The sequence below is a fragment of the Streptomyces sp. NPDC088733 genome (genome assembly GCF_044751185.1).
In the GTDB taxonomy this organism is placed as follows: Bacteria; Actinomycetota; Actinomycetes; order Streptomycetales; family Streptomycetaceae; genus Actinacidiphila.
The window spans coordinates 146601-172266 of sequence record NZ_JBIVLH010000010.1; the positions used below are offsets into that span (position 1 = coordinate 146601).

24 protein-coding genes are annotated in these 25666 nt (G+C 72.6%); 14 read left to right on the top strand and 10 right to left on the bottom strand.

Translation table 11 applies throughout. The features are described from left to right. The 6 genes from ACIP64_RS20295 (at position 1) to ACIP64_RS20320 (ending at position 5605) form a co-directional block, all read left to right on the top strand. On the top strand, positions 1-930 hold the full coding sequence (locus ACIP64_RS20295) for an NTP transferase domain-containing protein (protein WP_401588463.1): 930 nt from the start codon (positions 1-3) through the stop codon (positions 928-930). Continuing rightward, positions 927-2399: a molybdopterin-binding protein gene (locus tag ACIP64_RS20300; protein ID WP_401588465.1), complete on the top strand. Its 1473-nt coding sequence runs from the start codon at positions 927-929 to the stop codon at positions 2397-2399. The genes ACIP64_RS20295 and ACIP64_RS20300 overlap by 4 nt, the downstream gene beginning before the upstream one ends. Before the next feature lie 116 nt (positions 2400-2515). After that, positions 2516-3529 (top strand): potassium channel family protein, encoded by a 1014-nt coding sequence (locus ACIP64_RS20305; protein ID WP_401588861.1) that lies wholly within the window; start codon positions 2516-2518, stop codon positions 3527-3529. Positions 3530-3539: 10 nt separating this feature from the next. After that, positions 3540-4511: an NAD(P)H-quinone oxidoreductase gene (locus ACIP64_RS20310; protein ID WP_401588467.1), complete on the top strand. Its 972-nt coding sequence runs from the start codon at positions 3540-3542 to the stop codon at positions 4509-4511. Between the two features lie 51 nt (positions 4512-4562). Next, positions 4563-4919: a hypothetical protein gene (locus ACIP64_RS20315; RefSeq protein ID WP_401588470.1), complete on the top strand. Its 357-nt coding sequence runs from the start codon at positions 4563-4565 to the stop codon at positions 4917-4919. A gap of 125 nt (positions 4920-5044) precedes the next feature. Further along, positions 5045-5605 carry a bacterial proteasome activator family protein gene (locus ACIP64_RS20320; protein WP_401588473.1) on the top strand — a complete coding sequence of 187 codons (561 nt, stop codon included), beginning with the start codon at positions 5045-5047 and terminating at the stop codon, positions 5603-5605. Positions 5606-5700: 95 nt separating this feature from the next. Here the strand turns inward: ACIP64_RS20320 and ACIP64_RS20325 are convergent, their stop codons facing one another. Next, positions 5701-7476: a protein kinase gene (locus tag ACIP64_RS20325; protein ID WP_401588475.1), complete on the bottom strand. Its 1776-nt coding sequence runs from the start codon at positions 7474-7476 to the stop codon at positions 5701-5703. Positions 7477-7709: 233 nt separating this feature from the next. Between ACIP64_RS20325 and ACIP64_RS20330 the strand changes: the two genes are divergently transcribed. Next, positions 7710-9335 carry a protein kinase gene (locus ACIP64_RS20330; RefSeq protein WP_401588477.1) on the top strand — a complete coding sequence of 542 codons (1626 nt, stop codon included), beginning with the start codon at positions 7710-7712 and terminating at the stop codon, positions 9333-9335. Here ACIP64_RS20330 and ACIP64_RS20335 read toward each other — a convergent pair. The 3 genes from ACIP64_RS20335 to ACIP64_RS20345 form a co-directional block, all read right to left on the bottom strand. Continuing rightward, entirely contained in the window at positions 9325-10380 is a 1056-nt protein-coding gene (locus ACIP64_RS20335) for a phosphotransferase (protein WP_401588863.1), read from the bottom strand. The two genes, ACIP64_RS20330 and ACIP64_RS20335, sit on opposite strands and share 11 nt — an antisense overlap. Beyond that, positions 10374-10742, bottom strand: coding sequence for a pyridoxamine 5'-phosphate oxidase family protein (locus tag ACIP64_RS20340; protein ID WP_401588479.1), 369 nt, complete (start codon positions 10740-10742; stop codon positions 10374-10376). The genes ACIP64_RS20335 and ACIP64_RS20340 overlap by 7 nt, the downstream gene beginning before the upstream one ends. Before the next feature lie 73 nt (positions 10743-10815). After that, positions 10816-11643, bottom strand: coding sequence for a carbon-nitrogen family hydrolase (locus ACIP64_RS20345; RefSeq protein ID WP_401588866.1), 828 nt, complete (start codon positions 11641-11643; stop codon positions 10816-10818). A gap of 131 nt (positions 11644-11774) precedes the next feature. Here ACIP64_RS20345 and ACIP64_RS20350 point away from each other — a divergent pair, with 131 nt between their 5' ends. Continuing rightward, complete coding sequence (locus tag ACIP64_RS20350; RefSeq protein WP_401588482.1) at positions 11775-12605, top strand: maleylpyruvate isomerase family mycothiol-dependent enzyme; 831 nt, start codon at positions 11775-11777, stop codon at positions 12603-12605. A 15-nt stretch (positions 12606-12620) separates the two neighbouring features. Here the strand turns inward: ACIP64_RS20350 and ACIP64_RS20355 are convergent, their stop codons facing one another. From ACIP64_RS20355 to ACIP64_RS20365, 3 genes are all read right to left on the bottom strand, one after another. After that, positions 12621-13925, bottom strand: a complete 1305-nt coding sequence (locus ACIP64_RS20355) for a nitrate/nitrite transporter (protein WP_401588484.1) — start codon at positions 13923-13925, stop codon at positions 12621-12623. Further along, positions 13925-14602, bottom strand: a complete 678-nt coding sequence (locus tag ACIP64_RS20360) for a GntR family transcriptional regulator (RefSeq protein ID WP_360904729.1) — start codon at positions 14600-14602, stop codon at positions 13925-13927. Before ACIP64_RS20360 ends, ACIP64_RS20355 begins: the two co-directional genes overlap by 1 nt. Before the next feature lie 78 nt (positions 14603-14680). Further along, complete coding sequence (locus ACIP64_RS20365) at positions 14681-15427, bottom strand: response regulator (protein WP_401588487.1); 747 nt, start codon at positions 15425-15427, stop codon at positions 14681-14683. A 310-nt stretch (positions 15428-15737) separates the two neighbouring features. Between ACIP64_RS20365 and pdhA the strand changes: the two genes are divergently transcribed. The 6 genes from pdhA (at position 15738) to ACIP64_RS20395 (ending at position 22032) form a co-directional block, all read left to right on the top strand. Beyond that, positions 15738-16880, top strand: coding sequence for a pyruvate dehydrogenase (acetyl-transferring) E1 component subunit alpha (gene pdhA / locus ACIP64_RS20370; RefSeq protein ID WP_401588490.1), 1143 nt, complete (start codon positions 15738-15740; stop codon positions 16878-16880). Position 16881: 1 nt separating this feature from the next. Next, positions 16882-17856 (top strand): alpha-ketoacid dehydrogenase subunit beta, encoded by a 975-nt coding sequence (locus tag ACIP64_RS20375; protein WP_401588493.1) that lies wholly within the window; start codon positions 16882-16884, stop codon positions 17854-17856. A gap of 52 nt (positions 17857-17908) precedes the next feature. Then, positions 17909-19318 (top strand): dihydrolipoamide acetyltransferase family protein, encoded by a 1410-nt coding sequence (locus ACIP64_RS20380; protein ID WP_401588868.1) that lies wholly within the window; start codon positions 17909-17911, stop codon positions 19316-19318. A gap of 104 nt (positions 19319-19422) precedes the next feature. Beyond that, on the top strand, positions 19423-19617 hold the full coding sequence (locus ACIP64_RS20385) for a hypothetical protein (RefSeq protein WP_360904741.1): 195 nt from the start codon (positions 19423-19425) through the stop codon (positions 19615-19617). 40 nt (positions 19618-19657) lie between these two features. Further along, the gene (locus ACIP64_RS20390; protein WP_401588496.1) at positions 19658-20185 is read left to right on the top strand and encodes a DUF4240 domain-containing protein; all 528 of its coding nucleotides are present in this window, start codon (positions 19658-19660) and stop codon (positions 20183-20185) included. A 29-nt stretch (positions 20186-20214) separates the two neighbouring features. Next, positions 20215-22032, top strand: coding sequence for an NHL domain-containing thioredoxin family protein (locus tag ACIP64_RS20395; protein WP_401588498.1), 1818 nt, complete (start codon positions 20215-20217; stop codon positions 22030-22032). Positions 22033-22048: 16 nt separating this feature from the next. Here ACIP64_RS20395 and ACIP64_RS20400 read toward each other — a convergent pair whose 3' ends face one another. From ACIP64_RS20400 to ACIP64_RS20410, 3 genes are all read right to left on the bottom strand, one after another. Beyond that, positions 22049-22270 (bottom strand): hypothetical protein, encoded by a 222-nt coding sequence (locus ACIP64_RS20400; protein ID WP_401588501.1) that lies wholly within the window; start codon positions 22268-22270, stop codon positions 22049-22051. An 86-nt stretch (positions 22271-22356) separates the two neighbouring features. Then, on the bottom strand, positions 22357-23646 hold the full coding sequence (locus ACIP64_RS20405) for a M18 family aminopeptidase (protein WP_401588504.1): 1290 nt from the start codon (positions 23644-23646) through the stop codon (positions 22357-22359). A gap of 96 nt (positions 23647-23742) precedes the next feature. After that, positions 23743-25572 (bottom strand): acyl-CoA dehydrogenase, encoded by a 1830-nt coding sequence (locus tag ACIP64_RS20410; protein ID WP_401588507.1) that lies wholly within the window; start codon positions 25570-25572, stop codon positions 23743-23745. Positions 25573-25666 lie beyond the last annotated feature (94 nt).

Sequence of the window (25666 nt, forward strand, 5' to 3'; positions counted from 1 at the left end):
ATGACTTCGCAGCCGGGCGCGGCCGTGCCCCCAGACGAGCCCTTCGACGCCGTCGTCCTCGCCGGTGGCGCCGCGCGGCGCCTCGGCGGGGCCGACAAGCCCGGACTGCCGGTCGCGGGGCGGGCGTTGATCAACCGGGTCCTGGACGCGTGCGCCGGCGCGGGTACGACGGTCGTCGTCGGCCCGCGCCGCGCCACCGCCCGCCCGGTCGTCTGGGCCCGTGAGGAACCGCCCGGCGGCGGCCCGCTGCCCGCCCTCGCGGCGGGACTGCGCGCGGGCGTGACCGCCGACGTCGTCGTCGTGCTCGCCGCCGACCTGCCCTTCCTGTCCCCCGCGACGGTAAGGGCGCTGCTCACGGAGCTGGCGGCCCCGGAGTCCGGCCACGACCAGGGGGATCCGGACGGCGCCGCGGCCCCCGACGGCGTCGTCCTCACCGACCCGGACGGCCGCGACCAGCCGCTGGCGGCGGCCTACCGCACGGAGTCGCTGCGCCGTGAGATCGCGCTGCTCGCCTCGGAGCACGGCGGTCTGTCCGGTCTGCCGCTGCGCCTGCTCACCGCGGAACTGCGGCTGCGGCGGCTGGCCGACCCCACGGGCCGGGCCTCCTTCGACTGCGACACCTGGGACGACCTCTCCACAGCGAGGGCCCGGATCAGGGAGCATGGGACCGTGCTGGACGAATGGATTGCCACGGTCAAGGCGGAACTCGGCATCGACCTCGACGTCGACACCAAAGTGCTGCTGGATCTCGCGCGCGACGCCGCGCACGGGGTGGCGCGCCCCGCGGCGCCCCTCACCACCTTCCTGGTCGGCTACGCGGCCGCCGCGGCCGGCGGCGGCGAGCAGGCCGTAGCCGAGGCCGCCCGGCGGGCGGCCGAACTGGCCGAGCGCTGGGCGAAGGAGGCGGACGCCGGGGAAGCGGAGGCATGAGCGTTCCCGGCGCACCCGACGAGACCCGCAGGCGAGGCGCACGGGACACCCCGACCGGACCGGACACCCCGACCGGACCGGACAGCGCGCCGCCGGTCGACCTCGCGGCCGCCGAGGCGGCGGTCGACGACGAGCTGGACCAGGCCCTCGCTCTCGCCAACGCGCGTCGCGGCCGCCCCCACCGGCACGCCCCGGCGACCCCGCGCCCGGAAGGCACCGCCCCCGTGCCCCACGCCCACCAGGACACCGACATCCCGCATCCGCCGCACCAGCCGCGTCCCGGTCACGTTCACCGCGACACCCCCTGGCCCGAGGCCCGCCGCATCGCCGCCGCGGCCGGTTCGCCCCTGCGGCGGGTGCTCAAGCCGCTCGCGCAGGCCCTCGGCTGCGCGCTCGCCGAGCCGTTGACGGCCCTGACCGACCTGCCGTCCTTCGACACCTCCGCGATGGACGGCTGGGCCGTCGCGGGACCGGGCCCCTGGCGGCCCGAGGGCCGGGTGCTGGCCGGTGAACGCGCCCTGGCCGCACTGCCGGACGGCCACGCGACCGGCATCGCCACCGGCGCGCTGCTCCCGGCCGGGACGACCGCCGTGCTGCGCAGCGAGTACAGCCGGGTCGGCGCGGACGGCCTGCTGCACGCCATCCGGGGCGGCCCCGGACCCGGGCAGGACGTGCGCCCGCGCGGCCAGGAGTGCCGCAGCGGCGACGAGTTGCTGGCCACCGGCGCCCTCGTCACGCCCGCGGTGCTGGGCCTGGCCGCCGCGGCGGGTTACGACGAACTGCCGGTGACGGTTCGCCCGGCGGTCGAGATCCTGGTCATCGGCGACGAGTTGCTGGACCGCGGCCTGCCCGGTTCCGGCCGGGTGCGGGACGCGCTCGGCCCGTTCCTGCCCGCCTGGCTCACCGCGCTGGGCGCCGATGTCGTCGCGTACCGCCGCCTGAAGGACGACGCCGGCCTGCTGCGGGAGGCGGTCACCGCTTCCGGCGCCGATCTGGTGGTCACCACCGGCGGTACGGCGGGCGGCCCGGTCGACTTCCTGCACCCGGTGCTCGCGGGTATCGGCGCGCGGCTGCTCGTGGACGGGGTCGCCGTCCGGCCGGGCCACCCCATGGTGCTCGCCGGACTTCCCGGCGGGGGCGGCCACTTGGTGGGCCTCCCGGGCAATCCGCTGGCGGCCGTCTCCGGGGTGCTCACGCTGGTCGTTCCCCTGATGCGCGCGCTCGCGGGCCGGCCCGCGCCGGTGCCGTCCGCGGTCCGCCTCACCGGCGACGTCCCCGGCCACCCCACCGACACCCGCCTGGTGCCGGTGGTCCTGGACGAGGAGTTGCAGGCCGTGCCGCTGCGCTTCAGCGGGCCGGCCATGCTGCGCGGCATCGCCACCGCCGACGGGATGGCCGTGATCCCGCCGGGCGGGGCCGCCAAGGGCGACACCACGGCCGTGCTGGAGACCGGCTGGGGCCGCCTGTGACGCCGGGCCGGGGCGACCCCGACGGCTCGGCCGGGCCGGGCGGTTCGGGCCGCTCGCCGTTCCGGCAGGCACTGTCGGCGGGCCAGGGCGGCCATGACGGGGCGCCGTTCCTCCGGCTGCCGCACAGCGCCGCCCGCAGTCCGCTGCGGCAGGTCGCCACGCGCCTGGTGTACGCGCTGGCCTGCCTGTTCGCCACCGTGGGCATCGTCTATGCCGACCGGGGCGGCTACCACGACAACGCGGGCGGCCCGATGTCGTTCCTGGACTGCCTCTACTACGCCACCGTGACCCTCTCGACCACCGGCTACGGCGACATCGTCCCCTACAGCGCGGGCGCCCGGCTGACCAATGTGCTGCTGGTGACGCCGCTGCGCGTGCTCTTCCTGATCATCCTGGTCGGCACCACTCTCGAAGTGCTCACCGAACGCACCCGTGAGCAGTACCGCCAACAGCGCTGGAGGTCCTCGGTGCGCGACCACACCGTGATCGTCGGATACGGCACCAAGGGCCGGTCCGCCGCCAGGACATTGACCGGTCACGGCGTGCCCGCCAAGAACATCGTGGTCGTCGATCCCGAACCCAAGGCGGTGGACGCCGCCGTGGCCGCCGGTTTCGTCGGCGTGGCGGGCGACGGCACCCGCAACGGCGTCCTGATGCGGGCGGAGATCCAGCGCGCCAAGGAGCTCATCATCGCCGCGCAGCGCGACGACACCGCCGTCCTGGTCGCCTTGACGGCACGTCAGCTCAATCCGCGGATCACCATCGTCGCCTCGGTCCGCGAGGAGGAGAACGCCCCGCTGCTGCGCCAGTCGGGTGCGGACGCGGTCGTCACGAGTTCCGGTGCGGCGGGGCGGCTGCTCGGGATGTCGATGCTCAGCCCCAGCGCGGGCGAGGTGATGGAGGAGCTGATCACCTACGGCAGCGGCCTGGACCTCATCGAGCGTCCTGTGACCAAGGCCGAGGCCGGGCGCTCCCCGCGGGAGATCGGCGACCTGGTGGTGGCCGTCAAGCGCGGCCACCGCCTCCTCGACCACGACGACGCCGAGGCGGCCGTGCTCCGGCTGACCGACCGGGTCATCGTTATCCACAGGGTGGACCGGCGGGACCCGATTCCGCCCGTGCAGCGGTAGCGTCGGCTCCATGCATGCGATCACGATCCCCGAACCCGGCGGTCCGGAAGCGCTTGTCTGGGCCGAGGTCCCCGATCCCGTACCCGCCGAGGGCGAGGTGCTGGTCGAGGTGGCCGCCAGCGCCGTCAACCGCGCGGACCTGCTGCAACGGCAGGGCTTCTACGACCCGCCGCCCGGCGCGTCCCCCTACCCCGGCCTGGAGTGCTCCGGCCGGGTCGCCGCGCTCGGCCCCGGCGTCACCGGCTGGGCCGTGGGCGACGAGGTCTGCGCCCTGCTGGCCGGCGGCGGTTACGCGCAGAAGGTCGCCGTGCCGGTCGGGCAGCTGCTGCCCGTCCCCAAGGGAGTGTCGCTCGTGGACGCGGCGGCCCTGCCGGAGGTCGTGTGCACGGTGTGGTCGAACGTCTTCATGGTGGCGCACCTGCGCCCGGGCGAGACGCTGCTCGTGCACGGCGGTTCCAGCGGTATCGGCACCATGGCGATCCAGCTGGCCAAGGCCGTGGGCGCGAAGGTCGCCGTCACGGCCGGCAGCGCGGAGAAGCTGGAGCGCTGCCGCGAGCTCGGGGCGGACCTCGGGATCGACTACCACGACCAGGACTTCGCGGCGGCGGTACGGGACGTGTTCGGCGGCGCGGACGTCATCCTCGACATCATCGGCGCCAAGTACCTGGACCGGAACATCGACGCCCTCGCGGTGAACGGCCGGCTGGCCGTCATCGGCATGCAGGGCGGCGTCAAGGCCGAACTCAACCTCGGCAAGCTGCTCTCCAAGCGGGCCGCGATCACGGCGACCTCGCTGCGCGGGCGCCCGCTGGAGGAGAAGACGGCGATCGTCGCCGCCGTCCGCGAGCACGTGTGGCCGCTGCTGGAGGCGGGCACGGTGGCCCCGGTGGTGGACCGCACCTACCCCATGGAGCAGGCCCCACAGGCGCATCGCGTGGTCGAGGAGAGCTCCCACGTGGGCAAGGTCCTTCTGACGGTCTAGGCGTCCGGGCCACGGGGTGCCCGGCCCCGTGGCCCGTGTGACGCTGGGCGCATGGACTGGCGACGTGCGGTGGCGGCCGCCTCCGCGCTCGTGGCCGGGTTCGGCGTCACCGGGGCCGCGTCACCGGGGCCCGGGCCGGGCTCCTCGCCGACGGCCGGGCTGGCCGGGAGCGTGCCCGGCGAGGGGCGGCGGCATCCCGGCCGCCCGGAGGGGCCGCCGTCTCCGCCGTCCGGGCAGCCGGTGTCGCAGGGGCCGCGGCAGGTCTTCGACGACGGGGAGTCCTCGGGCCCCGAGGCCGTGCCGAGCCCTTCGGGGCGGGTGCTGGAGGTGCTGCCACTGGGCGCCGGGCTGCTCCTGATCGGCCTGGGCCTGGGCTTCCTCGGGTGGCGGCTGCGACGCGGCGGCTGAGGAACGCCGCCTGGACGCCGCACGGCCCGGGGGCGTCCCGGCGGCTTTGTGGCGTCGCGCTGGGGTAACGCCCGCTTTCAGGGGGCAGAAAACCTTCGCAAGCGCCGGTGCGCGACAATGGCGGCATGGAGATGCCGATGAACGAACGGTCGCAGGAGAGCCCGCAGGTCCTGGTCGTCGGCCCGGACGGAATGGCCCTCGGCGGCGGACACGCCGGACGCGCCGGAGAAGGCGACGAGCAGCGCGAGGTCCCCGTGACGGAGATGGTCGAACAGCCCGCGAAGGTCATGCGGATCGGCAGCATGATCAAGCAGCTTCTGGAGGAGGTCAAGGCGGCGCCGCTGGACGAGGCCAGCCGGGTCCGCCTGAAGGAGATCCACCACAGCTCCGTCAAGGAGCTGGAGGCGGGGCTGGCCCCCGAGCTGGTCGAGGAGCTGGAGCGGCTGTCGCTGCCCTTCGCCGAGGACGGCGTGCCGAGCGACGCCGAGCTGCGGATCGCGCAGGCGCAGCTGGTGGGCTGGCTGGAGGGCCTCTTCCACGGCATCCAGACGGCGCTGTTCGCGCAGCAGATGGCGGCCCGCGCGCAGCTGGAGCAGATGCGCCGCGCGCTGCCGCCCGGCGCGGTCCACGAGGGCGACGAGGACGGGCACCTGCCCGGCGGCGCCCGCTCGGGCCCGTATCTGTAGGACCACCTCCGTACCGGTAGGTACAGGGCGGCGGGGGCCGGGGGCGGCCCTCCCCGCGCCGGCCCGGTCTGCCGGCGCGCGTGCGGCCGGCGGGCTCAGCCGCTCTCGCCGGTGGAGACCCAGATGGTGACGGTGTCCCCGGGCCGGAGCGGGTCGTAGCGCTTGGGCTGCTGGTCGATGACCGCGCCCTTGCCGTAGACCTGCTCGTTGCGGTACTTGATCTCGTACTTCCAGCCCGCCTCCGTCATGCAGGCCTTCACCGAGTCCACGTACTTGGTGAAGAAGTCCGGCATGATCACCGAGTTGTCGTCCTGGTAGTCCTTGGTGGCGTCGGTGCACCGCGCGGCGTCGATGGTCCGGCTCTGGTCGGCCTGACTGACGCCCGGCGCGGGCTGGTTGTCACCGGACGACCCCGACGACTCCGACGACTCCGAGGACCGGGACGAGTCCTGCCCGCGGGAGCCGTTCGTCGCGGGGGCGCTCGTCCGGGACCGGTCGGTGGGTGTGAGGCCGTCGGCGCCGGTGGTGGTCCCGCTGCCGTTGTCCTTGAGCGACAGGGCGATGACCACGACCACGACGATCGCGATGACCGCGACCGTGGCGCCGATGGCGACCACCGCCGTCGACACCCCGCCGCCGCGCCGGCCGCCCCCGGGGGGCTGGTTCTGCATGGTGTACGGGGTGGTGGAGTGCTGGGCGGGGTACTGCTGCCCGCCGTTGTGCGGATAGCCGTACGCGGGCCGGGAGCCCGGCGGCGGGGTCTGCGCGGCCTGGCCCCAGCCGCCCTGCTGCTGGACGGGCTGGACGGGCTGCGCCGGCTGGTACGGATTCGGCGGGGTCGAGGAGTGCGGCGGGTACCCCTGCTGCACGGGGGTCTGAGGGCCCCGCGGATCGCTCTGGACCGGCGGGAAGACCGCCTGCGAGACCGCCTCGCCGCGGCCGCGGGCCCGCGGCCCCTCGCCTATGATCAGCGGCGTTGTGCCGGCGCCCCGCTCGGGCGCGGCCACGCGGTCGGTCTCGGCCTTCATCGCGTCGGCGGTCGGGAAGCGCTCGGCCGGGTTCTTCCGCAGGGCGCGGGCGACGAGCGCGTCGACGCCGGGCCGTACCGCGCGGTTGAGCCCGGAGGGGGCCGGCGGCGGCTCCTGGACGTGCTGGTAGGCGATGGACAGCGGGGAGTCCCCGTCGAACGGCAGCCGCCCGGTGAGCAGCTCGAAGAGCATGCAGCCCACGGAGTACAGGTCGGAGCGCTCGTCCACGCCGCGGCCGAGGGCCTGCTCGGGGGACAGGTACTGCGGGGTGCCGACCACCATGCCGGTCTGCGTCATCGACGTGACGCCGGACTGCATCGCGCGGGCGATGCCGAAGTCCATCACCTTGACGACGCCGCGGCGGGTCAGCATCACGTTGCCCGGCTTGATGTCGCGGTGCACCAAGCCCACGCCGTGGCTCTCCGAGAGTGCCGCCAGCACGTCGGAGACGATCTTCAGGGCCTTCTCCGTCGGCATCGCGCCGTACTGCGCGATGTCCTCGTCGAGCACCGTGCGCAGCGGTTTTCCCTCGACGTACTCCATGACGATGTACGGGACCACGGCGCCGTCGACGACGTCCTCGCCGGAGTCGAAGACCGAGACGATGTTGGTGTGGTTGAGCTTCGCGACGGCCTGGGCCTCGCGCCGGAACCGCTCCCGGAAGGACTGCTCGCGGCCGAGGTCGGTGTGCAGGGTCTTGACGGCCACGGGCCGGTCGAGCACGGTGTCATGGGCCAGGTGCACCGAGGCCATGCCGCCCTGCCCCAGCAGGTCGCGCAGCACGTAGCGGCCACCGCCGACCGAACGCCCCGCATGCGTGCCCTGCGCGCCGTCCCCGCCCATACGTACCCGTCCCCCTGAACGTTCCCCCTGAGCGCACCAGGCGCACAAGAATCTTGTCCCGACCCTGAGCGCCCAGTCTGCCCGACCCCCTACTCAGGTCAAGTTCGTTGACCCGTTCGTCACCGGATGCGTATGAATCCCTTCACAAGTGGCTCAGCCACACGACCGCCGCCGAACGCGGTAGCGTGGTCCGCCGGAGGACCCTGTACGGCGACGATCGACGGCGAGGACTGATGGCACAGACGACAGCCGCCGGCGGCACTGACGAGCCCTCTGCCGGTGGTGCGGGTGTGCCCGACGCACCGGACCAGTGGGGCACCTCGGGGCTGGTGGGTGACGGCCGTTACCGGCTGACCCGGCGGCTGGGCCGCGGTGGCATGGCGGAGGTCTTCGCCGCCGAGGACGTGCGGCTCGGGCGGACGGTGGCGGTGAAGCTGCTGCGCCCGGACCTGGCGGAGGACCCGGTCTCCAAAGCCCGTTTCACGCGCGAGGCCCAGTCCGTGGCGGGGCTCAACCACCATGCGGTGGTGGCGGTCTACGACACGGGCGAGGACGTCACGCCGGGCGGCACCGTCCCGTACATCGTCATGGAGCTGGTCGAGGGCAGAACCATCCGCGACCTGCTGGTCGGTTCGGACGAACCGCCGCCGGTGGACCAGGCGCTGATCATCGTCTCGGGCGTGCTGGAGGCGCTGGCCTACAGCCACGCGCACGGCATCGTGCACCGGGACATCAAGCCCGCGAACGTCATCATCACCAACACCGGCGCGGTGAAGGTGATGGACTTCGGCATCGCGCGGGCGCTGCACGGCGCCTCGACCACGATGACCCAGACCGGCATGGTCATGGGCACCCCGCAGTACCTGTCGCCGGAGCAGGCCCTCGGCAAGACCGTCGACGCGCGCTCCGACCTGTACGCGACGGGCTGCCTGCTGTACGAACTCCTCGCGCTGCGACCGCCGTTCACCGGCGAGACGCCGCTGTCGGTGGTCTACCAGCACGTGCAGGACGAGGCGCGTCCGCCGTCGCAGGCCAGCGACCGGGTGCCGCCGGAGCTGGACGGCCTGGTGCTGCACGCGCTGGCCAAGCACCCCGACGACCGTTTCCAGACCGCCGAGGAGATGCGCGGCGTCGTCCAGTACGCGCTGGGCATGATGAACGAGCGCGGCGGTCACACGGGCACCTGGGACACCGGTTTCGTGCCGGCGCACAACGGCGGTTCCACGTCGGCGATGGGCATGCCGGGCCAGTACGCCCAGCCGCACCCGGAGCACACCACCGCCGAGTTCCAGCCCCCGCTGCTGCTCGGCCCGCCCGGGGGCGACGGCGGCGACCACTCCTACGGCGACCCGCGTCCGCCCGGCGGGGGCGACGGCAACCGCTGGGTGAAGCCCGCCCTGTTCGTGGTGGCGGCGGTGCTCGCGGTCGCGCTCGGCATCTACTTCGCGGTCAACCACGCGGGGGGCGGCGCCAAGCCGCCGGCCGACGAGGTGACGCCGACGCAGACGCAGACCACGCAGCAGTCCTCGCAGCCGACCGAGGACACCACGCACGGCAGTACGCAGGAGACCACCGGCACGATCTCCGGCCGGCCGTCGGAGAGTTCGACCCCGTCGCTCTCCTCGACGCCCTCGTGGTCGCCCTCGGCGAGTCAGCCGACCACGGCCAAACCGACCACGAGCGTGCCGACCACCCCGGCCACCTCCGCGCCGCCCAGCGCGTCGCCCCCGGACACCGGGACGACCGAGGGCGGCAGCGGCGAGACGTCCGGCAACGGCGGCAGTGCGGGAGCCGGCGGCCCGGGCGGCGACGGCGGCAACACGGCCGCGGGTGCCGACGCCGGGGGCGTCACTCCGTGAAGGCGTCCATGACGGCCTCGTACGCCCCGGTCCACCAGACGACCAGGGCGGACGAGGCCGGGAAGAGCGGGTCGGCGCGCCGGTCGTCGCGCAGGTAGCGCCAGCTCAGCATCCAGAAGTCGTTGAGCCGTTCCCACCACACGCGGTGCACGGCGGCGGCGAGTTCGGCCTCCGGGACGGCGGCGGCGCGGCGGTAGGCGCGCGCGTAGGCACGGATCTTGTCCAGTTCCAGGGTGCCGCCGGGCGTCACGAAGAAGATGGCGGCGGCCCGTACGGCCTCCTCGGCGCGCGGCTGCACGCCGAGCCGGTCCCAGTCGACGATGGCGACGGGTTCGTCCTCGCGGTAGAGCAGGTTCAGCGGGTGGAAGTCGCCGTGCACCCAGCCGGTGACGGGTTCCGCCGCGTCGGGTTCCGGGGGGCGCCGGTGGGCGTGCCGGTCGAGCATCGCGCGCCGCTCCACCAGCCGGTACTCGGCGAGTTCGTCGAAGGCCTCACGCGGTGCCTGGTCGCGCACCCGCCGCAGCAGCGTCCCGATGAGGGCGTAGGTGTCCTGCGGGTCGGCGCCCGCGTGGCCGCCGGCCGGGCGGCCGGGCTCCTCGCCGGGGGCGGGCTGCACCTGGGCGAGCAGGGTGTGGACGAGGCCGAGCAGGGCGCCGAGGCGCCGGGACTCGGCGGTGGTCAGTTCGCTGCCCTCGCGGTGCCGGCCCTCGACCCAGGGGTAGAGGGCGAAGCGGCGCCCGTCGAGTTCGGCGACGGTGCGGCCGTCGGAGTCGGGCAGCGGCGGGGCGACGGGCAGGCCGAGGGCACCGAGGCGCTGGGTGGCGCGGTGCTGGCGGGCGATGACCGCGGAGTCGGCGGTGGCGGGCTCGACGTACAGCTTGAGGAAGAAGCTGCCGCGGGTGGTCGCCAGCCGGAATCCCTTGTTGAGCAGGCCTTGGGCCACGGGTTCGCAGGACAGCGGATCGCCGGCGTCGGCGTATCGGCGCAGCAGGGCGTGCAGGGTCCCGCCGGAGGGCGGCGCCGTCGCCGTACTCCCGATCACCAGGCAGATGCTAGATCATTTCGGTGGTGGACTCGCGGGTCGAGGCGTACGTACACATAGCCCGGTGACGGGGTTGTATCGTTTCGGGGTTCTGTGCCGAAAAGCGCACGCTGCTCCTCCGAGGGCTCGAAGGCCCGTGCCGTCCCGAGGAACTGCACCGCCCATCCGGCCTCGACGTCGTCGGCCTGGTAGGCGACGACGGTGCCGTCGACGCCCCAGGCGTGGCGGGTGCGGATCAGCACGGCGCCGTCGTGGACGACGTGCCGTGCGACGGCGATGTACGGCAGTGCCCGGCGGGTCAACGCCAACCGGCCGTACCGGGCCTTTCCCAGCAAGGCCAGCGCGGCGTGCCCCTCGAACTCCATGGCTCCACCTTGCCGGGGCGGCGGGACGTGGTTGCAGAGCACTCCGCCCCCAGCCCCCGGGGCCGATGGTCCCTTACCGGTCGGAATCGGGCGAGGTCGTGACCGTCATGCCGGGAACGCCGGGAATGCCGAGCACGCGATCCCGCAGCACCGGGAAGTCGGCGCGGGTCTTCGCGACGAGGCCGGGGTCGAGGTCGACGGTGAGCACCTCCTCGGCGGGGCCCGCCTCGGCGAGGACCACGCCCCAGGGGTCGACGACCAGGCTGTGCCCGGCGAGCTCGACGCCGGCGTGCGTCCCGGCGGTCCCGCAGGCCAGGACGAAGGCCTGGGACTCCACGGCCCGGGCGCGGGCGAGCAGGGTCCAGTGCTCGCGGCGCCGGGCGGGCCAGCCGGCGGGGAGGACGACGAGTTCCGCGCCCGCGTCGACCAGCAGCCGGAACTGCTCGGGGAAGCGCAGGTCGTAGCAGGTGGCGAGGCCCACGCCGACGCCCTGGACCCGGGTGGTCACGATCCGGTCGCCGCCGCTCATGAGGACGGCCTCGCCGCGGTCGAAGCCGAAGCGGTGGATCTTGCGGTAGCTCGCCCGCAGTTCGCCGTCCGGGGAGAAGAGCAGGGAGGTGTTGTACAGGGAGCCGTCGGCCGCCCGTTCGACGACGGAGCCCGCGTGCAGCCAGACGCCCGCGTCGAGCGCGGCGGCGCTCATGACCTGGGCGGTGGGTCCGTCGAGGGGTTCCGCCTCGGCCTCGAAGAGGTCGGCGGCGAAGGCGCCGACCGGCCAGAGCTCGGGCAGCACGACGAGGTCGGACCCGGCCCGGTCCCGTACGAGCGCGGCGGCGCGTTCGCGCCGGGCGTGCACCGGTTCCGCCGGGTCGACGTCCATCTGGATCAGGGAAACGCGCACCGTACCACCGCCCATGAGTCGGGACATCCTGCCGGGCCTACGATCGTCACACGAAAGCACTCCCGTGGTGTCACTGCGCAGCGTAATTTAAGGCGCACACCACGACCGCGCACCGACCGTCGAGGGGTCCCGTGACCGGCACCGTCCACAGCCAGCTCCAGCCGTACATCGACGCCTGGACCCACTCCATAGAATCCATAGCCGAGTTGGTCCGCCCCGTTCCGGCGGGCGCATGGAACCGGCCGACCGAGTGCCCTTACTGGTCCGTCCGTGACGTTGTGTCACACGTGATCGGTTTTGAATGCGAACTGCTCGGCGATCCGCGCCCGATCCACACACTTCCGAGCGATCTGCGTCACATGACCTCGGAGTACGCCCGCTATGTGGAGGTGCCGGTCGACAAGCGGCGCCACCACACCCCGCCCGAGGTGTTCGGCGAGCTCGACTACACGATCATCCGCCGGGCCCGCCAGCTGCGGAACGAGACCCGCGCCCCGCAGGACACCGTCCGCGGCCCGATGGGCAAGGAGATGACCCTCGAAGGGCTGCTGAAGTGGCGGGTCTTCGACGTCTGGGTGCACGAGCAGGACTTGCGCCGCGCGCTGGGCGAGCCGGGCAACCTCGACTCCCCCGCCGCGGTCCTCGCCCGCGACTGGATCCTGGCCGAACTGCCGAAGGCCGTCGCCGAGCGGGCGGGCGCGCCGGCCGGCTCCGCGGTCGTCTTCGACGTCCACGGGGAGCAGGAGTTCATGCGCACCGTCCGGGTCGGCGCCGACGGCAAGGGCTCGATCGACGGCAGCGTCTCCCTGGGGCCCGCGGTGACGATGACCATGGACTGGGAGACCTTCGTCCGGCTGACCTGCGGCCGCACCCGGGCCAAGGCGGTCGAGGACCGGATGAAGATCGAGGGCGACCAGACGCTGGCCGAGGCGATCCTGGCCCACATCGCGATCACGCAGTGAGCCGGGAGGGGGCGTTCATGTCCCGGCCGGGACGTGGACGCTCTCGACGCGGCTGACCGCGATCCGCTGCCGCTCCAGCCGCGCCGCGCGGCCGCGCAACCGCAGGATCTGGACGGTGCCGGCCGCCTGGAGGACGAAGACGCTGCTCCAGGCGATCCGGTAGTCGCCGCCGCTCGCGTCCAGCAGGATGCCGATGGCCAGCAGCGCGGCCATCGAGGCGGTGAAGCCGCCGATGTTGACGATGCCGGAGGCCGTGCCGAGACGCTCCGGGGGGTTGGCCGGGCGGGCGAAGTCGAAGCCGATCATCGACGCCGGCCCGCAGGTCCCCAGGACGACGCAGAGCAGCACCAGCAGCCACAGCGGGGCGTGCTCGGACGGCCACACCAGGACCGCCGCCCACATCACGGCGGTGGCGCCGACGACGCCCAGGGTGAGCGGCATCCGGGCGCCGTGGTGGCGGCCGATGATCTGGCCGAAGAGCATGCCGAAGACCATGTTGGCGACGACGACCACCGTCAGCAGGGTGCCGGCCGCCTCGCGGGACAGCCCCTGCGCCTCGACGAGGTAGGGCAGCCCCCACAGCAGCAGGAACACCATGCCGGAGAACTGCGTGGTGAAGTGCGTCCACATCCCGAGCCGGGTGCCCGGCTCCCGCCAGGCCGCGGCGATCTGCCGCTTCACGTAGCCGCGCCCGTGGTGCTCGGCGGGGGCGGGCTCGAAGCCCTCGGGGTGGTCCTTCATGAACAGCAGGACGAGGACGAGGACGAGCGCGCCGCCCAGGGCCGTGCCGACGAAGGTCGGCGTCCAGCCGGCGGAGTGCAGCAGCCGTGCCAGCAGCACGGTGCTGAGCAGGTTGCCCGCGACGCCGAACAGCGCCGCGCCCTGCGCGATCATCGGCCCCCTGCGGGCCGGGAACCACCGCGAGCCCAGCCGCAGCACGCTCACGAACGTCATGGCGTCGCCGCAGCCCAGCACCGCGCGGGCGGCGAGCGCCATGCCGTAACCGTGCGACAGGGCGAAGCCGAGCTGGCCCGCGGTGAAGAGCACGACGCCGATGGTCAGCACCCGCTTGGTGCCGAGCCGGTCGACCATCAGGCCGACGGGTATCTGCATCCCGGCGTAGACCAGCACCTGCAGGATCGAGAACGTGGACAGCGCGGACGCGCCTATGTGGAAGCGGTCGGCGGCGTCGATGCCGGCGACGCCGAGGCTGGTGCGGTGCACGACCGCGACCATGTAGACGAGGGTGCCGATGCCCCAGACCCCGACCGCCCTGGCGCCACCGGGCGGTTCACCGGTGGTGGTGACTGTCGATCCCATTACTCCCCCCGGGCCAAGTGGTTCACCCAGCTGACGTGGCGTTCGACCAGAGCGGCGGCCGCGCCGGCGTCCCCGGCGCGCAACGCGTCGAGGATCTCGGTGTGTTCGGTGATGTTCTTGGCGATGCGGCCGGGGTCGGCGTGCATGGTCGCCACCCCCATCCGCAGCTGACGGTCCCTCAACTGGTCGTACAGATGGGACATGATGCGGTTGCCGGCGGCACGCACGATTTCGGCGTGAAAGCTGCGGTCCGCCATGGCGAAGGCGGCGAGGTCGCCGGTGGCCGCGTGGCCGCGCTGCTCGTCCAGCAGCTCCTCCAGCCGGGACAGCAGCGGCGCGGGGACGGGTTCCAATTTCAGCACCGCGTGCCGCTCCACCAGCAGCCGGGTCTCCACGACGTCGGCGATCTCCTGTGCGGAGACCGGCAGCACCAGCGCGCCCTTCTTCGGGTACAGCTTCAGCAGCCCCTCGGCCTCCAGGCGCAGCAGCGCCTCCCGCACGGGGGTCCGCGACACGCCCACGGCCTCGGCGAGCTCGCCCTCGCTGAGGAGGGTGCCGCCCTCGTAGCTGCGGTCCAGGACGGCCCGCTTGACGTGGGTGTAGACCCGCTCGGCGGCGGGTGGCTGCTTGGGAGCGGGTTCGGCGGGCGCGGCGGTTGCGGCAGGGCTGTTGCTCATGATGCGCACATCATAGATACAACAGGTATGCGGCAGTAGCTCACGTCCGCGATACGGACGGGCACGCGGGGTGCCCCGTCAGTTTTTGGACGGTCCTGCCGGTCCGGAGGGCCCTGCCGGTCCTGACGTTCCCGGCGGCCCGGGGTCCTGGGGGCGGTCCGGGCGTTCGGGCCGCTCGGGGTGCAGCCGGGCGACGTAGGCCGCGGCCTGGGTGCGGCGCTGCATGCCGAGCTTGGCCAGCAGCGAGGAGACGTAGTTCTTGACCGTCTTCTCGGCCAGGTGCAGCCGCTCGCCTATCTGCCGGTTGGTGAGCCCCTCGCCGATCAGGTCCAGGATGCGCTTCTCCTGGTCGGTGAGGTCGGCCAGCCGGTCCTCCGCGCGCTCGGCGCCGCCCCCGCGCAGCCGCTCCATCACCCGGGCGGTCGCCGCGGGGTCCAGCAGCGACCTCCCGGCGGCGACGTCCCGCACGGCCCCCACCAGGTCGCTGGCGCGGATGTCCTTGAGCACGTAGCCGGCCGCGCCCGCCATGATCGCGTCGAAGAGCGCCTCGTCGTCCGCGTACGAGGTGAGCATCAGGCACTTGGTCTCCGGCTGCCGGGACCGGACCTCCCGGCAGACCTCCACGCCGCTGCCGTCGGGCAGCCGGACGTCCAGAAGGGCCACGTCGGGCCGGACCGCGGGCAGCCGCGCCAGTGCCTCGGCGGCCGTGCCGGCCTCGCCGACGACCTCGATGCCGGGCTCCGCGGAGAGCAATTCGTGCACTCCCCGCCGGACGACTTCGTGATCGTCGAGCAGGAATACCGCGATTGTCGACTTTTCGGGCACAACTTCAGCGTTGCACACCCGACCACGGCCGACCTCTTACGCAGATTCGATCCGCGGGATACCGTGCCGTTGTCCCGGTGGCCTGCGAGAACGTTCATTTACTAGGAAATCCAACCAAAACCGCAGGTAGAACCCTCTTCGCGCGAAAGCGGGAGGTGTGGGTAACGTTCACTTCGCAGGGCTGCCTGCCGGGGTCCATCAACACTTCCGGCTCGGCCGTGCCGCACACACCCCGTGCGCCGCGACGAGACGGTAGGAGCCGCACTGGCCGCCGGCGGATCCCGGGGGCCGGACAGACGGAGGAGCAAGCGTGAGCGTGAAAAGCACTGCCGCGAAGCCCCGTACGCCCCGTACGGGCACCCGCGGTGGCGCGAAGCGCCGTGAGGCCGAGCCGGAGCTGGTACAGCTCCTGACTCCCGAGGGCGATCGCGTCGAGCACAGTGAGTACTCCATCGACCTGAGCCCCGAAGAGCTGCGCGGTCTGTACCGGGACATGGTCCTGACCCGCCGGTTCGACGCGGAGGCCACGGCCCTGCAGCGGCAGGGCGAGCTCGGTCTGTGGGCCTCGCTGCTCGGCCAGGAGGCCGCGCAGATCGGCTCGGGCCGGGCGACCCGGCAGGACGACTACGTCTTCCCCACCTACCGCGAGCACGGCGTCGCCTGGTGCCGCGGGGTGGACCCGGTCAATCTGCTGGGCATGTTCCGCGGGGTCAACCACGGCGGCTGGGACCCCAACGAGAACAACTTCCACCTGTACACGATCGTCATCGGCTCCCAGACGCTGCACGCCACCGGCTACGCGATGGGCGTCGCCAAGGACGGCGCGGACTCCGCCGTCATCGCCTACTTCGGCGACGGTGCCTCCAGCCAGGGCGACGTCGCGGAGGCCTTCACCTTCGCCGCCGTCTACAACGCCCCCGTGGTGTTCTTCTGCCAGAACAACCAGTGGGCGATCTCCGAGCCCACCGAGAAGCAGAGCCGCGTCCCGATCTACCAGCGCGCCGCCGGCTTCGGCTTCCCAGGCGTGCGCGTGGACGGCAACGACGTCCTCGCGGTGCTCGCGGTCACCCGCGCCGCCCTGGAGCACGCCCGCTCCGGCCAGGGCCCGATGCTGGTCGAGGCCTTCACGTACCGCATGGGCGCCCACACCACCTCCGACGACCCCACCCGCTACCGCCTCGACGAGGAGCGCGAGCAGTGGGAGAGCAAGGACCCGATCCTGCGGCTGCGGGCCTACCTGGAGAAGGAGGGCATCGCCGACGAGGCCTTCCTCGCCGGGATCGAGGAGGAGAGCCTGGCGCTGGGCAAGCGGGTCCGCGAGGCCGTGCGCGCCATGCCCGACCCCGACCCGATGTCGATCTTCGAGAACGTCTACGCCGACGGACACGCGCTGGTCGACGAGGAGCGCGCCCAGTTCGCCGAGTACCTCGCCGCCTTCGAGGAGGGCCACTGACATGGCAACGATGACCATCGCCAAGGCCCTCAACGAGGCGCTGCGCAAGGCCCTGGACACCGACCCCAAGGTCGTCCTCATGGGCGAGGACATCGGCAAGCTCGGCGGTGTCTTCCGGATCACCGACGGCCTGCAGAAGGACTTCGGCGAGGAGCGGGTCATCGACACCCCGCTCGCCGAGTCCGGCATCGTCGGCACCGCGATCGGCCTGGCCCTGCGCGGCTACCGCCCGGTCGTGGAGATCCAGTTCGACGGTTTCGTGTACCCCGCGTACGACCAGATCGTCACCCAGCTCGCCAAGATGCACGCGCGCGCCCTGGGCAAGATCAAGCTGCCGGTCGTCATCCGCATCCCCTTCGGCGGCGGCATCGGCGCCGTGGAGCACCACAGCGAGTCGCCCGAGGCGTACTTCGCGCACACCGCCGGACTCAAGGTCGTCACTCCCTCGACCCCGCAGGACGCCTACTGGATGCTCCAGCAGGCGATCGAGTCCGACGACCCGGTGATCTTCCAGGAGCCCAAGCGCCGTTACTGGGACAAGGGCGAGGTCGACACCGAGTCCATCCCCGCGCCGCTGCACAAGGCCCGTACCGTCCTGGAGGGCACCGACCTCACGCTGGTCGCCTACGGCCCCATGGTGAAGGTCTGCCTGGAGGCCGCCGCGGCGGCCGCCGAGGAGGGCCGTAGCCTGGAGGTGGTGGACCTCCGGTCCCTGTCGCCGATGGACTTCGACGCGATCCAGGCCTCGGTCGAGAAGACCCGCCGCCTGGTCGTCGTGCACGAGGCCCCCGTCCAGCTGGGCACCGGCGCGGAGATCGCGGCCAGGATCACCGAGCGGTGCTTCTACCACCTCGAGGCACCCGTGCTGCGGGTCGGCGGCTTCCACGCGCCGTACCCGCCGGCCCGGGTCGAGGAGGAGTACCTGCCGGGCCTGGACCGTGTACTCGACGCGGTCGACCGCGCGCTGGCGTACTGAGGAGAGGGTTGTGACGACAGTGGCAGCACCGCAGCGCTTCCGCGAGTTCAAGATGCCGGACGTCGGCGAGGGACTCACGGAAGCGGAGATCCTCAAGTGGTACGTCAAGCCCGGTGACACCGTCACCGACGGCCAGGTGGTCTGCGAGGTCGAGACCGCCAAGGCCGCCGTCGAACTGCCGATCCCCTTCGACGGGATCGTGCACGAACTGCGCTTCCCCGAGGGCGAGACGGTCGACGTCGGCACCGTGATCATCTCGGTGGACACCGGCCAGGGCGAGGCGGAGGAGGCTCCGGCCGCCGCCCCCGCGCAGGCCGCCGCCCCCGAGCCCGTCGAGCCCGAGCAGAAGCGCCAGCCCGTACTGGTCGGCTACGGCGTGGCCGTCTCCTCGACCAAGCGCCGTCCGCGCAAGCAGGCCGCCGTACCGGCGCAGGGTGCCGCCGGCGCGATCCAGGCCGAGCTCAACGGGCACGCCCCGGCCGCCGTCCCGGCCGAGCCCGTGGCTCCGGCGGCGCCCGCCGCCCCCGCCGCGGGGTTCGCGCCGACCGAGGCGCGTCCGCTGGCCAAGCCGCCGGTGCGCAAGCTCGCCAAGAACCTCGGGGTGGACCTGGCGGGGATCACGCCGACCGGTCCCCAGGGCACCATCACCCGCGAGGACGTCCAGAACGCAGTCGCACCGGCCGCTCCCGCGGCACCGGCGGCCCTGGCCGCCCCGACGGCCGTCCAGACCGCCCCCGCTGCGGCAGCGACGACGACGGCGCCGCTGGAGACCCGCGTCCCGATCAAGGGCGTCCGCAAGGCCACGGCCGCCGCGATGGTGGCCAGCGCCTTCACCGCGCCGCACGTGACGGAGTTCGTCACCTTCGACATCACCCGCACCATGCGGCTGGTGCAGGAGCTCAAGACCGACCCGGCTTTCACCGGCCTCAAGGTCGGCCCGCTCCTGCTCGTCGCCAAGGCCCTGCTCGTGGCGATCCGGCGCAACCCGGAGATCAACGCCGCCTGGGACGAGGCGAACCAGGAGATCGTCCACAAGGGATACGTCAACCTCGGCATCGCCGCGGCCACCCCGCGCGGCCTGATCGTCCCCAACATCAAGGACGCCCAGGCCAAGACGCTGCCCGAACTGGCCGCCTCCCTCGGCGACCTGGTCGCCACGGCGCGCGAGGGCAAGACCTCGCCGGCCGACATGCAGGGCGGCACGGTCACCATCACCAACGTCGGTGTCTTCGGCATCGACACCGGCACGCCCATCCTCAACCCCGGGGAGTCCGCGATCCTCGCCTTCGGCGCGGTCAAGGACATGCCCTGGGTCCACAAGGGCAAGGTCAAGCCCCGCCAAGTCACCACGCTCGCGCTCTCCTTCGACCACCGCCTGGTGGACGGCGAGCTCGGCTCCAAGGTCCTCGCCGACGTCGCGGCGGTCCTGGAGTACCCCAAGCGCCTGATGACCTGGGCCTGATCACCCCCGTCACACCATCGAGAAGGGCCCGGACGTGTGTGCGTCCGGGCCCTTCTTGCGCGTGTCGCCCCCCACGGGGGCCGTATCTGTGACGTCATACGGCCATGGCGGTATCCATCTCGATGATCCTGCTGCTGGCAGTCCTCACGCTGGTGCTCCTGCGCGCCAAGTCGCTGAAGATCTCCCACGCCCTGCTCTGCATGCTCCTCGGCTTCTGCCTCGCGAGTTCCAGCCTGGCCCCCACCATTCACTCCGGCCTCATCGCCACCACCGACGTCGTGGGCGACCTACGCCCCTGAGCCGCCGCTCTGTCGGACCGCTCCGGCACACTGCGCCGGTATGGACACCCGACAGTTCTGGCGGCTCATCGACGACGCCCGCGCCCGAGTCCCCGACCCCGCGGACCCCGAGGTGGTCGCCGCCCGCGCTTCCGGCCTGCTCGCGGAGCAGCCCCCGGAGCGGATCGTCGCCGTCCAGCAGGCCCTGTGGGACCTCATGGCGGCCTCCTACCGAGCGCCCCTGTGGGCCGCCGCTTATCTGATCAACGGCGGCTGCTCCGACGACGGCTTCGACTTCCGCGGCTGGCTGATCACCCAGGGCCGCGAGGTCTTCGGCCGCGCCGTCTCCGACCCCGACTCCCTCGCCGGCCTCCCCGCCGTCCGCGCCGCGTGTGCCGCTACCGGCCCGGACCTCGAGGGCGAGGCGACCCTCGGCATCGCCTGGGACGCCTACCGTGCGGCGACCGGTGAGGACCTCCCCGACGACGCGTTCACCATCCGCTACCCGGATCTCGACCCCGCCTGGCGCTTCGACTTCGGTGACACGGCCGAGGTGGCCCGCCACCTGCCCGCGCTGGCGGCGCTCTGACCACCTCGCGCGGGTGGCATCCTTGCAGCATGAACGACGCCGCTCCCACCCCCCGCCGTGCCCGTGTCCGTGCCCCCGAGCTGATCGGCAAGGGCGGCTGGCTGAATACCGGCGGGAAGCAGCTGAACCTCTCCGACCTGCGCGGATCCATTGTTCTTCTCGATTTTTGGACGTTCTGCTGCATTAACTGCCTGCACGTCCTGGACGAGCTGCGCGAGCTGGAGGAGAAGCACCGCGACACCGTCGTGATCGTCGGCGTGCACTCGCCGAAGTTCGTGCACGAGGCGGAGCACCAGGCGGTCGTGGACGCCGTGGAGCGGTACGGGGTGCACCACCCCGTGCTGGACGACCCCGAGCTGGCGACGTGGAAGCAGTACGCCGTGCGGGCCTGGCCCACGCTCACGGTGATCGACCCCGAGGGCTACATCGTCGCCCAGCACTCCGGGGAGGGCCACGCGCACGCGCTGGAGGCGCTGGTCACGGAGCTGGAGGAGGAGCACGCGGCGAAGGGCACGCTGCGGCGCGGGGACGGGCCGTACGTGCCGCCGGAGCCGGTGGCGACGCATCTGCGGTTCCCGGGGAAGGCGCTGCGGCTGCCGTCGGGGAATCTGCTGGTGTCGGACACCACGCGGCACCAGCTGGTGGAGCTCGCGCCGGACACCGAGACCGTGGTGCGCCGGATCGGGGAGCCGGGCGACTTCAACGAGCCGCAGGGCCTGGCGCTGCTGCCGGACGGCAGGGTGGTCGTCGCGGACACCGTGAACCACCGGCTGCGCGCGTTCGACCCGGCCAGTGGCGCCCTGGAGACGGTGGCCGGGACGGGCAGGCAGTGGTGGCAGGGGTCGGCGACGTCGGGTGCGGCGCTGGAGGTGGACCTGTCCTCGCCGTGGGACGTGGCCTGGTGGGACGGCAAGGTGTGGATCGCGATGGCCGGTGTCCACCAGCTGTGGACGTACGACCCGCAGGACGGCACGGTGCGGGTCGCGGCCGGTACGACCAATGAGGGCCTGGTGGACGGCGCGGCGGACGAGGCGTGGTTCGCGCAGCCGTCCGGACTGGCGGCGGCCGGGGACCGGCTGTGGGTCGCCGACTCCGAGACCAGCGCGCTGCGCTGGGTGGAGCGGGCGGAGAGCAATGACGGCGCCGGCGACGGCTACGCGGTGCGCACGGCCGTCGGCACGGGACTGTTCGACTTCGGCCACCGTGACGGCCCGGCGGAGCAGGCGCTGCTCCAGCACCCGCTGGGTGTGACGGCGCTGCCCGACGGCTCGGTCGCGGTCAGCGACACGTACAACCACGCCCTGCGCCGGTTCGACCCGGCCTCGGGCGAGGTGACCACGCTGGCGACCGATCTGCGCGAGCCCTCCGGGGCCGTGCTGGACGGCGACGAGGTGGTGGTCGTGGAGTCGGCGCAGCACCGCCTGACGCGGCTGCGGCTGCCGGAGGAGGCCGTGCGGGTGGAGGCCGCGGCGCACCGTACGCAGCGTCCCGCCACGGAGGTGGCGCCGGGGGCGCTGCGGCTGGACGTGGTGTTCTCCGCGCCGGCCGGCCAGAAGCTGGACGAGCGCTACGGGCCGTCGACCCGGCTGCTGGTGAGCTCGACGCCGCCCGGGCTGCTGCTGGAGGGCGAGGGGAAGGGAACGGACCTGTTCCGGGACCTCGTGCTCAACGCCGAGGTGCCGGAGGGGGTGTTGCACGTGTCGGCGATGGCCGCCTCGTGCGACGACGACCCGGACAACGAGTTCCCGGCCTGCCATGTGCACCAGCAGGACTGGGGTGTCCCCGTGCGGCTGAGCGGCGACGGGGACACCCGTCTGGCCCTGGTGCTGGCGGGCATGGACGCCTGAGGCGCCGTCATGCCGGTCAGATGCGCGGGTAGTGGCGGTCCCGTTCCTCGATGACCGGCATCGGCTCCACGACGCGGCGCCGCCGGAAGATGCTGACGTACGCGGCCACGCCGATGACGCCGACCGCCATCATGATGAGGCCGACCAGGTCCAGGTTGACCCCGGCCATGTGCCAGTCGGTCGCGAAGGTGAGGATGGCCCCCACCGCGATCAGGCCGATGCAACCGCCGATGCCCATGATGTCCGCCTCCGAACTGGTTTGGCTCCAGGAGCTGTAGAGCTTCGCCTACCCGGGGGCGGACATCTCATGACCGCGGCGTGCGGTCAGTCCCCGAGGAAGGACTTGAGCGCGCTCGCGAGCAGGAACGGGTCGTCGGCGCCGCACAGTTCGCGTGCGGAGTGCATCGACAGGATCGGCACGCCGATGTCCACGGTCGCGATGCCGTGCCGGGCCGCGGTGATGGGGCCGATGGTCGTGCCGCAGGGCAGGGCGTTGTTGGACACGAAGAACTGCCACGGCACCCCCGCGCGGTCGCAGGCGGCGGCGAAGACGCCGCGGCCGGTGCCGTCGGTGGCGTAGCGCTGGTTGACGTTGACCTTGAGGATCGGACCGCCGTTGGGCATCGGCCGGTGCGTCGGGTCGTGCTTCTCGGTGTAGTTGGGGTGGACGGCGTGGCCGGTGTCGGCGGAGACGCACACCGTGCCGGCGAAGGCCCGCGCCCGGTCCTCGTAGCCGCCGCCGCGGGCGAAGACGGACCGCTCCAGGACGGTGCCGAGCAGCGGGCCGCCGGCGCCGGTGTCGGACTCGCTGCCGGTCTCCTCGTGGTCGAAGGCGGCCAGCACCGGGATGTACGGCAGGCCGGGCCCGGCGGCCGCGGCCAGGGCGGCGGTGCCGGCGTGGACGGAGAGCAGGTTGTCCAGCCGGCCGGCGGCCAGGAACTCGCGGTCGCGGCCGAGGTAGGCGGGCGGCTGGACGTCGTGGGTCATCAGGTCCCAGCCGACGATGTCGGCGGCGGCGACGCCGGTCTCCTCGGCGAGGAAGGCCATCAGCGCGCCCTCGTCGGGCTCGCCGAGGCCCCAGACCGGCTGCATGTGCCGCTGCTTGTCGAGCTTGAGCCCGCTCTCGTTGACGCCGCGGTCCAGGTGGACGGCGAGCTGCGGCACCCGCAGCAGTGCGCGGTCGATGTGGACCAGGGGCGTGCTGCCGTCGCGGAGCACCAGGCGGCCGGACAGCCCGAGGTCGCGGTCGAGCCAGGTGTTGAGCAGGGCGCCGCCGTAGATCTCCACGGCGATCTGGCGCCAGCCCAGGGCGCCGGAGTCGGGCCGGGGCTTGACGCGCAGGTTGGTGGAGTCGGTGTGCGCCCCGACGATCCGGAAGGGGGTCGCGGGGTCCGCGCCCTCGGGCACGTACCAGGCGACGATCGCCCCGCCCCTCAGCACGTACCTGCCGCCGGCCTCGGCGTTCCAGGCCTCGGTCTCGGAGACCTGGCGGAAGCCCGCCTTCTCCAGGCGCTCGGCGGCACTGGCGACCGCGTGGTACGGCGACGGGCTGGCCGCGATGAAGGCGGCGAGGTCATCGGTGTGGCTGCGGTCGAAGTGGGGCTGAGGGTTCATGGTTCAAGGATAGGGACGCACGGCGGCCCGCTCCTCGTCGCAGGAGCGGGCTGCCGTAGCCGCTGTCGGTCCCGGCCGGAACCGGTCAAACCATGATCAGAAGGCCTCTTCGGGCAGGTCCATCACGTCGAGGGTGACGCTCTCGGCGGCGGAGCGCGCCACGGAGACCTGCGGCAGGATCTCGGCGGCGAAGTGCCGGGCCGCCGCGATCTTGCCGGTGTAGAAGGGGACGTCCTTGGCGGAGGCGCCGGCGGCCAGCTTCCCGGCCGCCACCGCGGCGCCCTTGAGCAGCAGGTAGCCGACGACCACGTCGCCCGAGGCGAGCAGCAGGCGGGTGGTGTTGAGGCCGACCTTGTAGATGGACTTGACGTCCTTCTCGGTGGCGGCGAGGTCGGTCAGCATCTGGCCGACGATCGCCTCCAGGTCCACGGCGGCCTTGGCGAGGTGCTCGCGGGCGGCCGCCAGTTCCTGGCCGCCGGTGCCCTCGGCGAGGAACTTCTTGATCTCCTCGGAGAGGGTGGTCAGGGCCGCGCCCTGGTTGCGGACGATCTTCCGGAAGAAGTAGTCCTGGCCCTGGATCGCCGTGGTGCCCTCGTAGAGGGTGTCGATCTTGGCGTCGCGGATGTACTGCTCGATCGGGTACTCCTGCAGGAAGCCGGAGCCGCCGAAGATCTGCAGGGACTGCGCCAGCTGCTCGTAGCCCTTCTCGGAGCCGTAGCCCTTGACGATGGGCAGCAGAAGGTCGTTGAACGCCTCCAGCTCCGCGGTGTCCTCGCCGGTGACCTCGGCCGCGGCGATCGCGTCCTGGATGGAGGCGGTGAACAGCACCAGGGCGCGCATGCCCTCGGCGTAGGCCTTCTGCGTCAGCAGGGAGCGGCGCACGTCGGGGTGGTGGGTGATGGTGACCTTGGGGGCGGCCTTGTCCATGAACTGCGCCAGGTCGGGGCCCTGCACGCGCTCCTTGGCGTACTCCAGGGCGTTGAGGTAGCCGGTGGAGAGCGTGGAGATCGCCTTCGTGCCGACCATCATGCGGGCGAACTCGATGATGCGGAACATCTGGCGGATGCCGTCGTGCTTGTCGCCGATCAGCCAGCCCTTGGCGGGGTGCTTGTCGCCGAAGGTCATCTCGCAGGTGTTGGACGCCTTGAGGCCCATCTTGTGCTCGACGTTGGTGGCGTAGACGCCGTTGCGCTCGCCCAGCTCGCCGGTCTCGAAGTCGAAGAGGTACTTCGGGACGAGGAAGAGGGACAGGCCCTTGGTGCCGGCGCCGGCGCCCTCGGGGCGGGCGAGGACGTAGTGGAGGATGTTCTCCTCCATGTCGTGCTCACCGGAAGTGATGAAGCGCTTGACGCCCTCGATGTGCCAGGTGCCGTCCTCCTGGGGGACGGCCTTGGCGCGGCCGGCGCCGACGTCCGAGCCGGCGTCCGGCTCGGTGAGGACCATGGTGGAGCCCCAGGTCTTCTCGACGGCGATCGCGGCGATCTTCTTCTGGACCTCGTTGCCCTCCTCGAAGAGGATGCGGGCGAAGGCCGGGCCGGAGGAGTACATCCACAGGGCCGGGTTCGCGCCGAGGACCAGTTCCGCGTACGACCAGATCAGGGACGGCGGGGCGGTGGTGCCGCCGATCTCCTCGGGCAGGCCCAGCCGCCAGTACTCGGCGGCCATGAAGGCCTTGTAGCTCTTCTTGAAGGTGTCCGGGACCGGCGCCGTGTTCGTCTTGGGGTCGAAGACCGGCGGGGTGCGGTCGGCGTCGGCGAAGGAGTCGGCCAGCTCGTTCTCCGCGAGGCGCGTGATCTCACCGAGGATGTCCCTGGCGGTCTCGACGTCCATCTCGGCGAACGGGCCGGTGCCGTAGATCGTGTCGCGCCCGAGGACCTCGAAGAGGTTGAACTCGATGTCGCGAAGGTTTGACTTGTAGTGGCCCATGGCGACGGCTCCGTCGGGGATCGGTCGGACGGCGGGATGCTCGCAGTCCTCGCAGCTTTATCACTTACCAGTCGGTAATGATGCTACCCGTCGG

Coding starts and splice junctions, on each gene's coding strand:
- ACIP64_RS20295 (WP_401588463.1), top strand. CDS start 1: ATGACTTCGCAGCCGGGCGCGGCCGTGCCCCCAGACGAGCCCTTCGAC.
- ACIP64_RS20300 (WP_401588465.1), top strand. CDS start 927: ATGAGCGTTCCCGGCGCACCCGACGAGACCCGCAGGCGAGGCGCACGG.
- ACIP64_RS20310 (WP_401588467.1), top strand. CDS start 3,540: ATGCATGCGATCACGATCCCCGAACCCGGCGGTCCGGAAGCGCTTGTC.
- ACIP64_RS20315 (WP_401588470.1), top strand. CDS start 4,563: ATGGACTGGCGACGTGCGGTGGCGGCCGCCTCCGCGCTCGTGGCCGGG.
- ACIP64_RS20320 (WP_401588473.1), top strand. CDS start 5,045: ATGGAGATGCCGATGAACGAACGGTCGCAGGAGAGCCCGCAGGTCCTG.
- ACIP64_RS20325 (WP_401588475.1), bottom strand. CDS start 7,476: ATGGGCGGGGACGGCGCGCAGGGCACGCATGCGGGGCGTTCGGTCGGC.
- ACIP64_RS20330 (WP_401588477.1), top strand. CDS start 7,710: ATGGCACAGACGACAGCCGCCGGCGGCACTGACGAGCCCTCTGCCGGT.
- ACIP64_RS20340 (WP_401588479.1), bottom strand. CDS start 10,742: ATGGAGTTCGAGGGGCACGCCGCGCTGGCCTTGCTGGGAAAGGCCCGG.
- ACIP64_RS20355 (WP_401588484.1), bottom strand. CDS start 13,925: ATGGGATCGACAGTCACCACCACCGGTGAACCGCCCGGTGGCGCCAGG.
- ACIP64_RS20360 (WP_360904729.1), bottom strand. CDS start 14,602: ATGAGCAACAGCCCTGCCGCAACCGCCGCGCCCGCCGAACCCGCTCCC.
- ACIP64_RS20375 (WP_401588493.1), top strand. CDS start 16,882: ATGGCAACGATGACCATCGCCAAGGCCCTCAACGAGGCGCTGCGCAAG.
- ACIP64_RS20380 (WP_401588868.1), top strand. CDS start 17,909: ATGCCGGACGTCGGCGAGGGACTCACGGAAGCGGAGATCCTCAAGTGG.
- ACIP64_RS20385 (WP_360904741.1), top strand. CDS start 19,423: ATGGCGGTATCCATCTCGATGATCCTGCTGCTGGCAGTCCTCACGCTG.
- ACIP64_RS20390 (WP_401588496.1), top strand. CDS start 19,658: ATGGACACCCGACAGTTCTGGCGGCTCATCGACGACGCCCGCGCCCGA.
- ACIP64_RS20395 (WP_401588498.1), top strand. CDS start 20,215: ATGAACGACGCCGCTCCCACCCCCCGCCGTGCCCGTGTCCGTGCCCCC.
- ACIP64_RS20400 (WP_401588501.1), bottom strand. CDS start 22,270: ATGGGCATCGGCGGTTGCATCGGCCTGATCGCGGTGGGGGCCATCCTC.
- ACIP64_RS20405 (WP_401588504.1), bottom strand. CDS start 23,646: ATGAACCCTCAGCCCCACTTCGACCGCAGCCACACCGATGACCTCGCC.
- ACIP64_RS20410 (WP_401588507.1), bottom strand. CDS start 25,572: ATGGGCCACTACAAGTCAAACCTTCGCGACATCGAGTTCAACCTCTTC.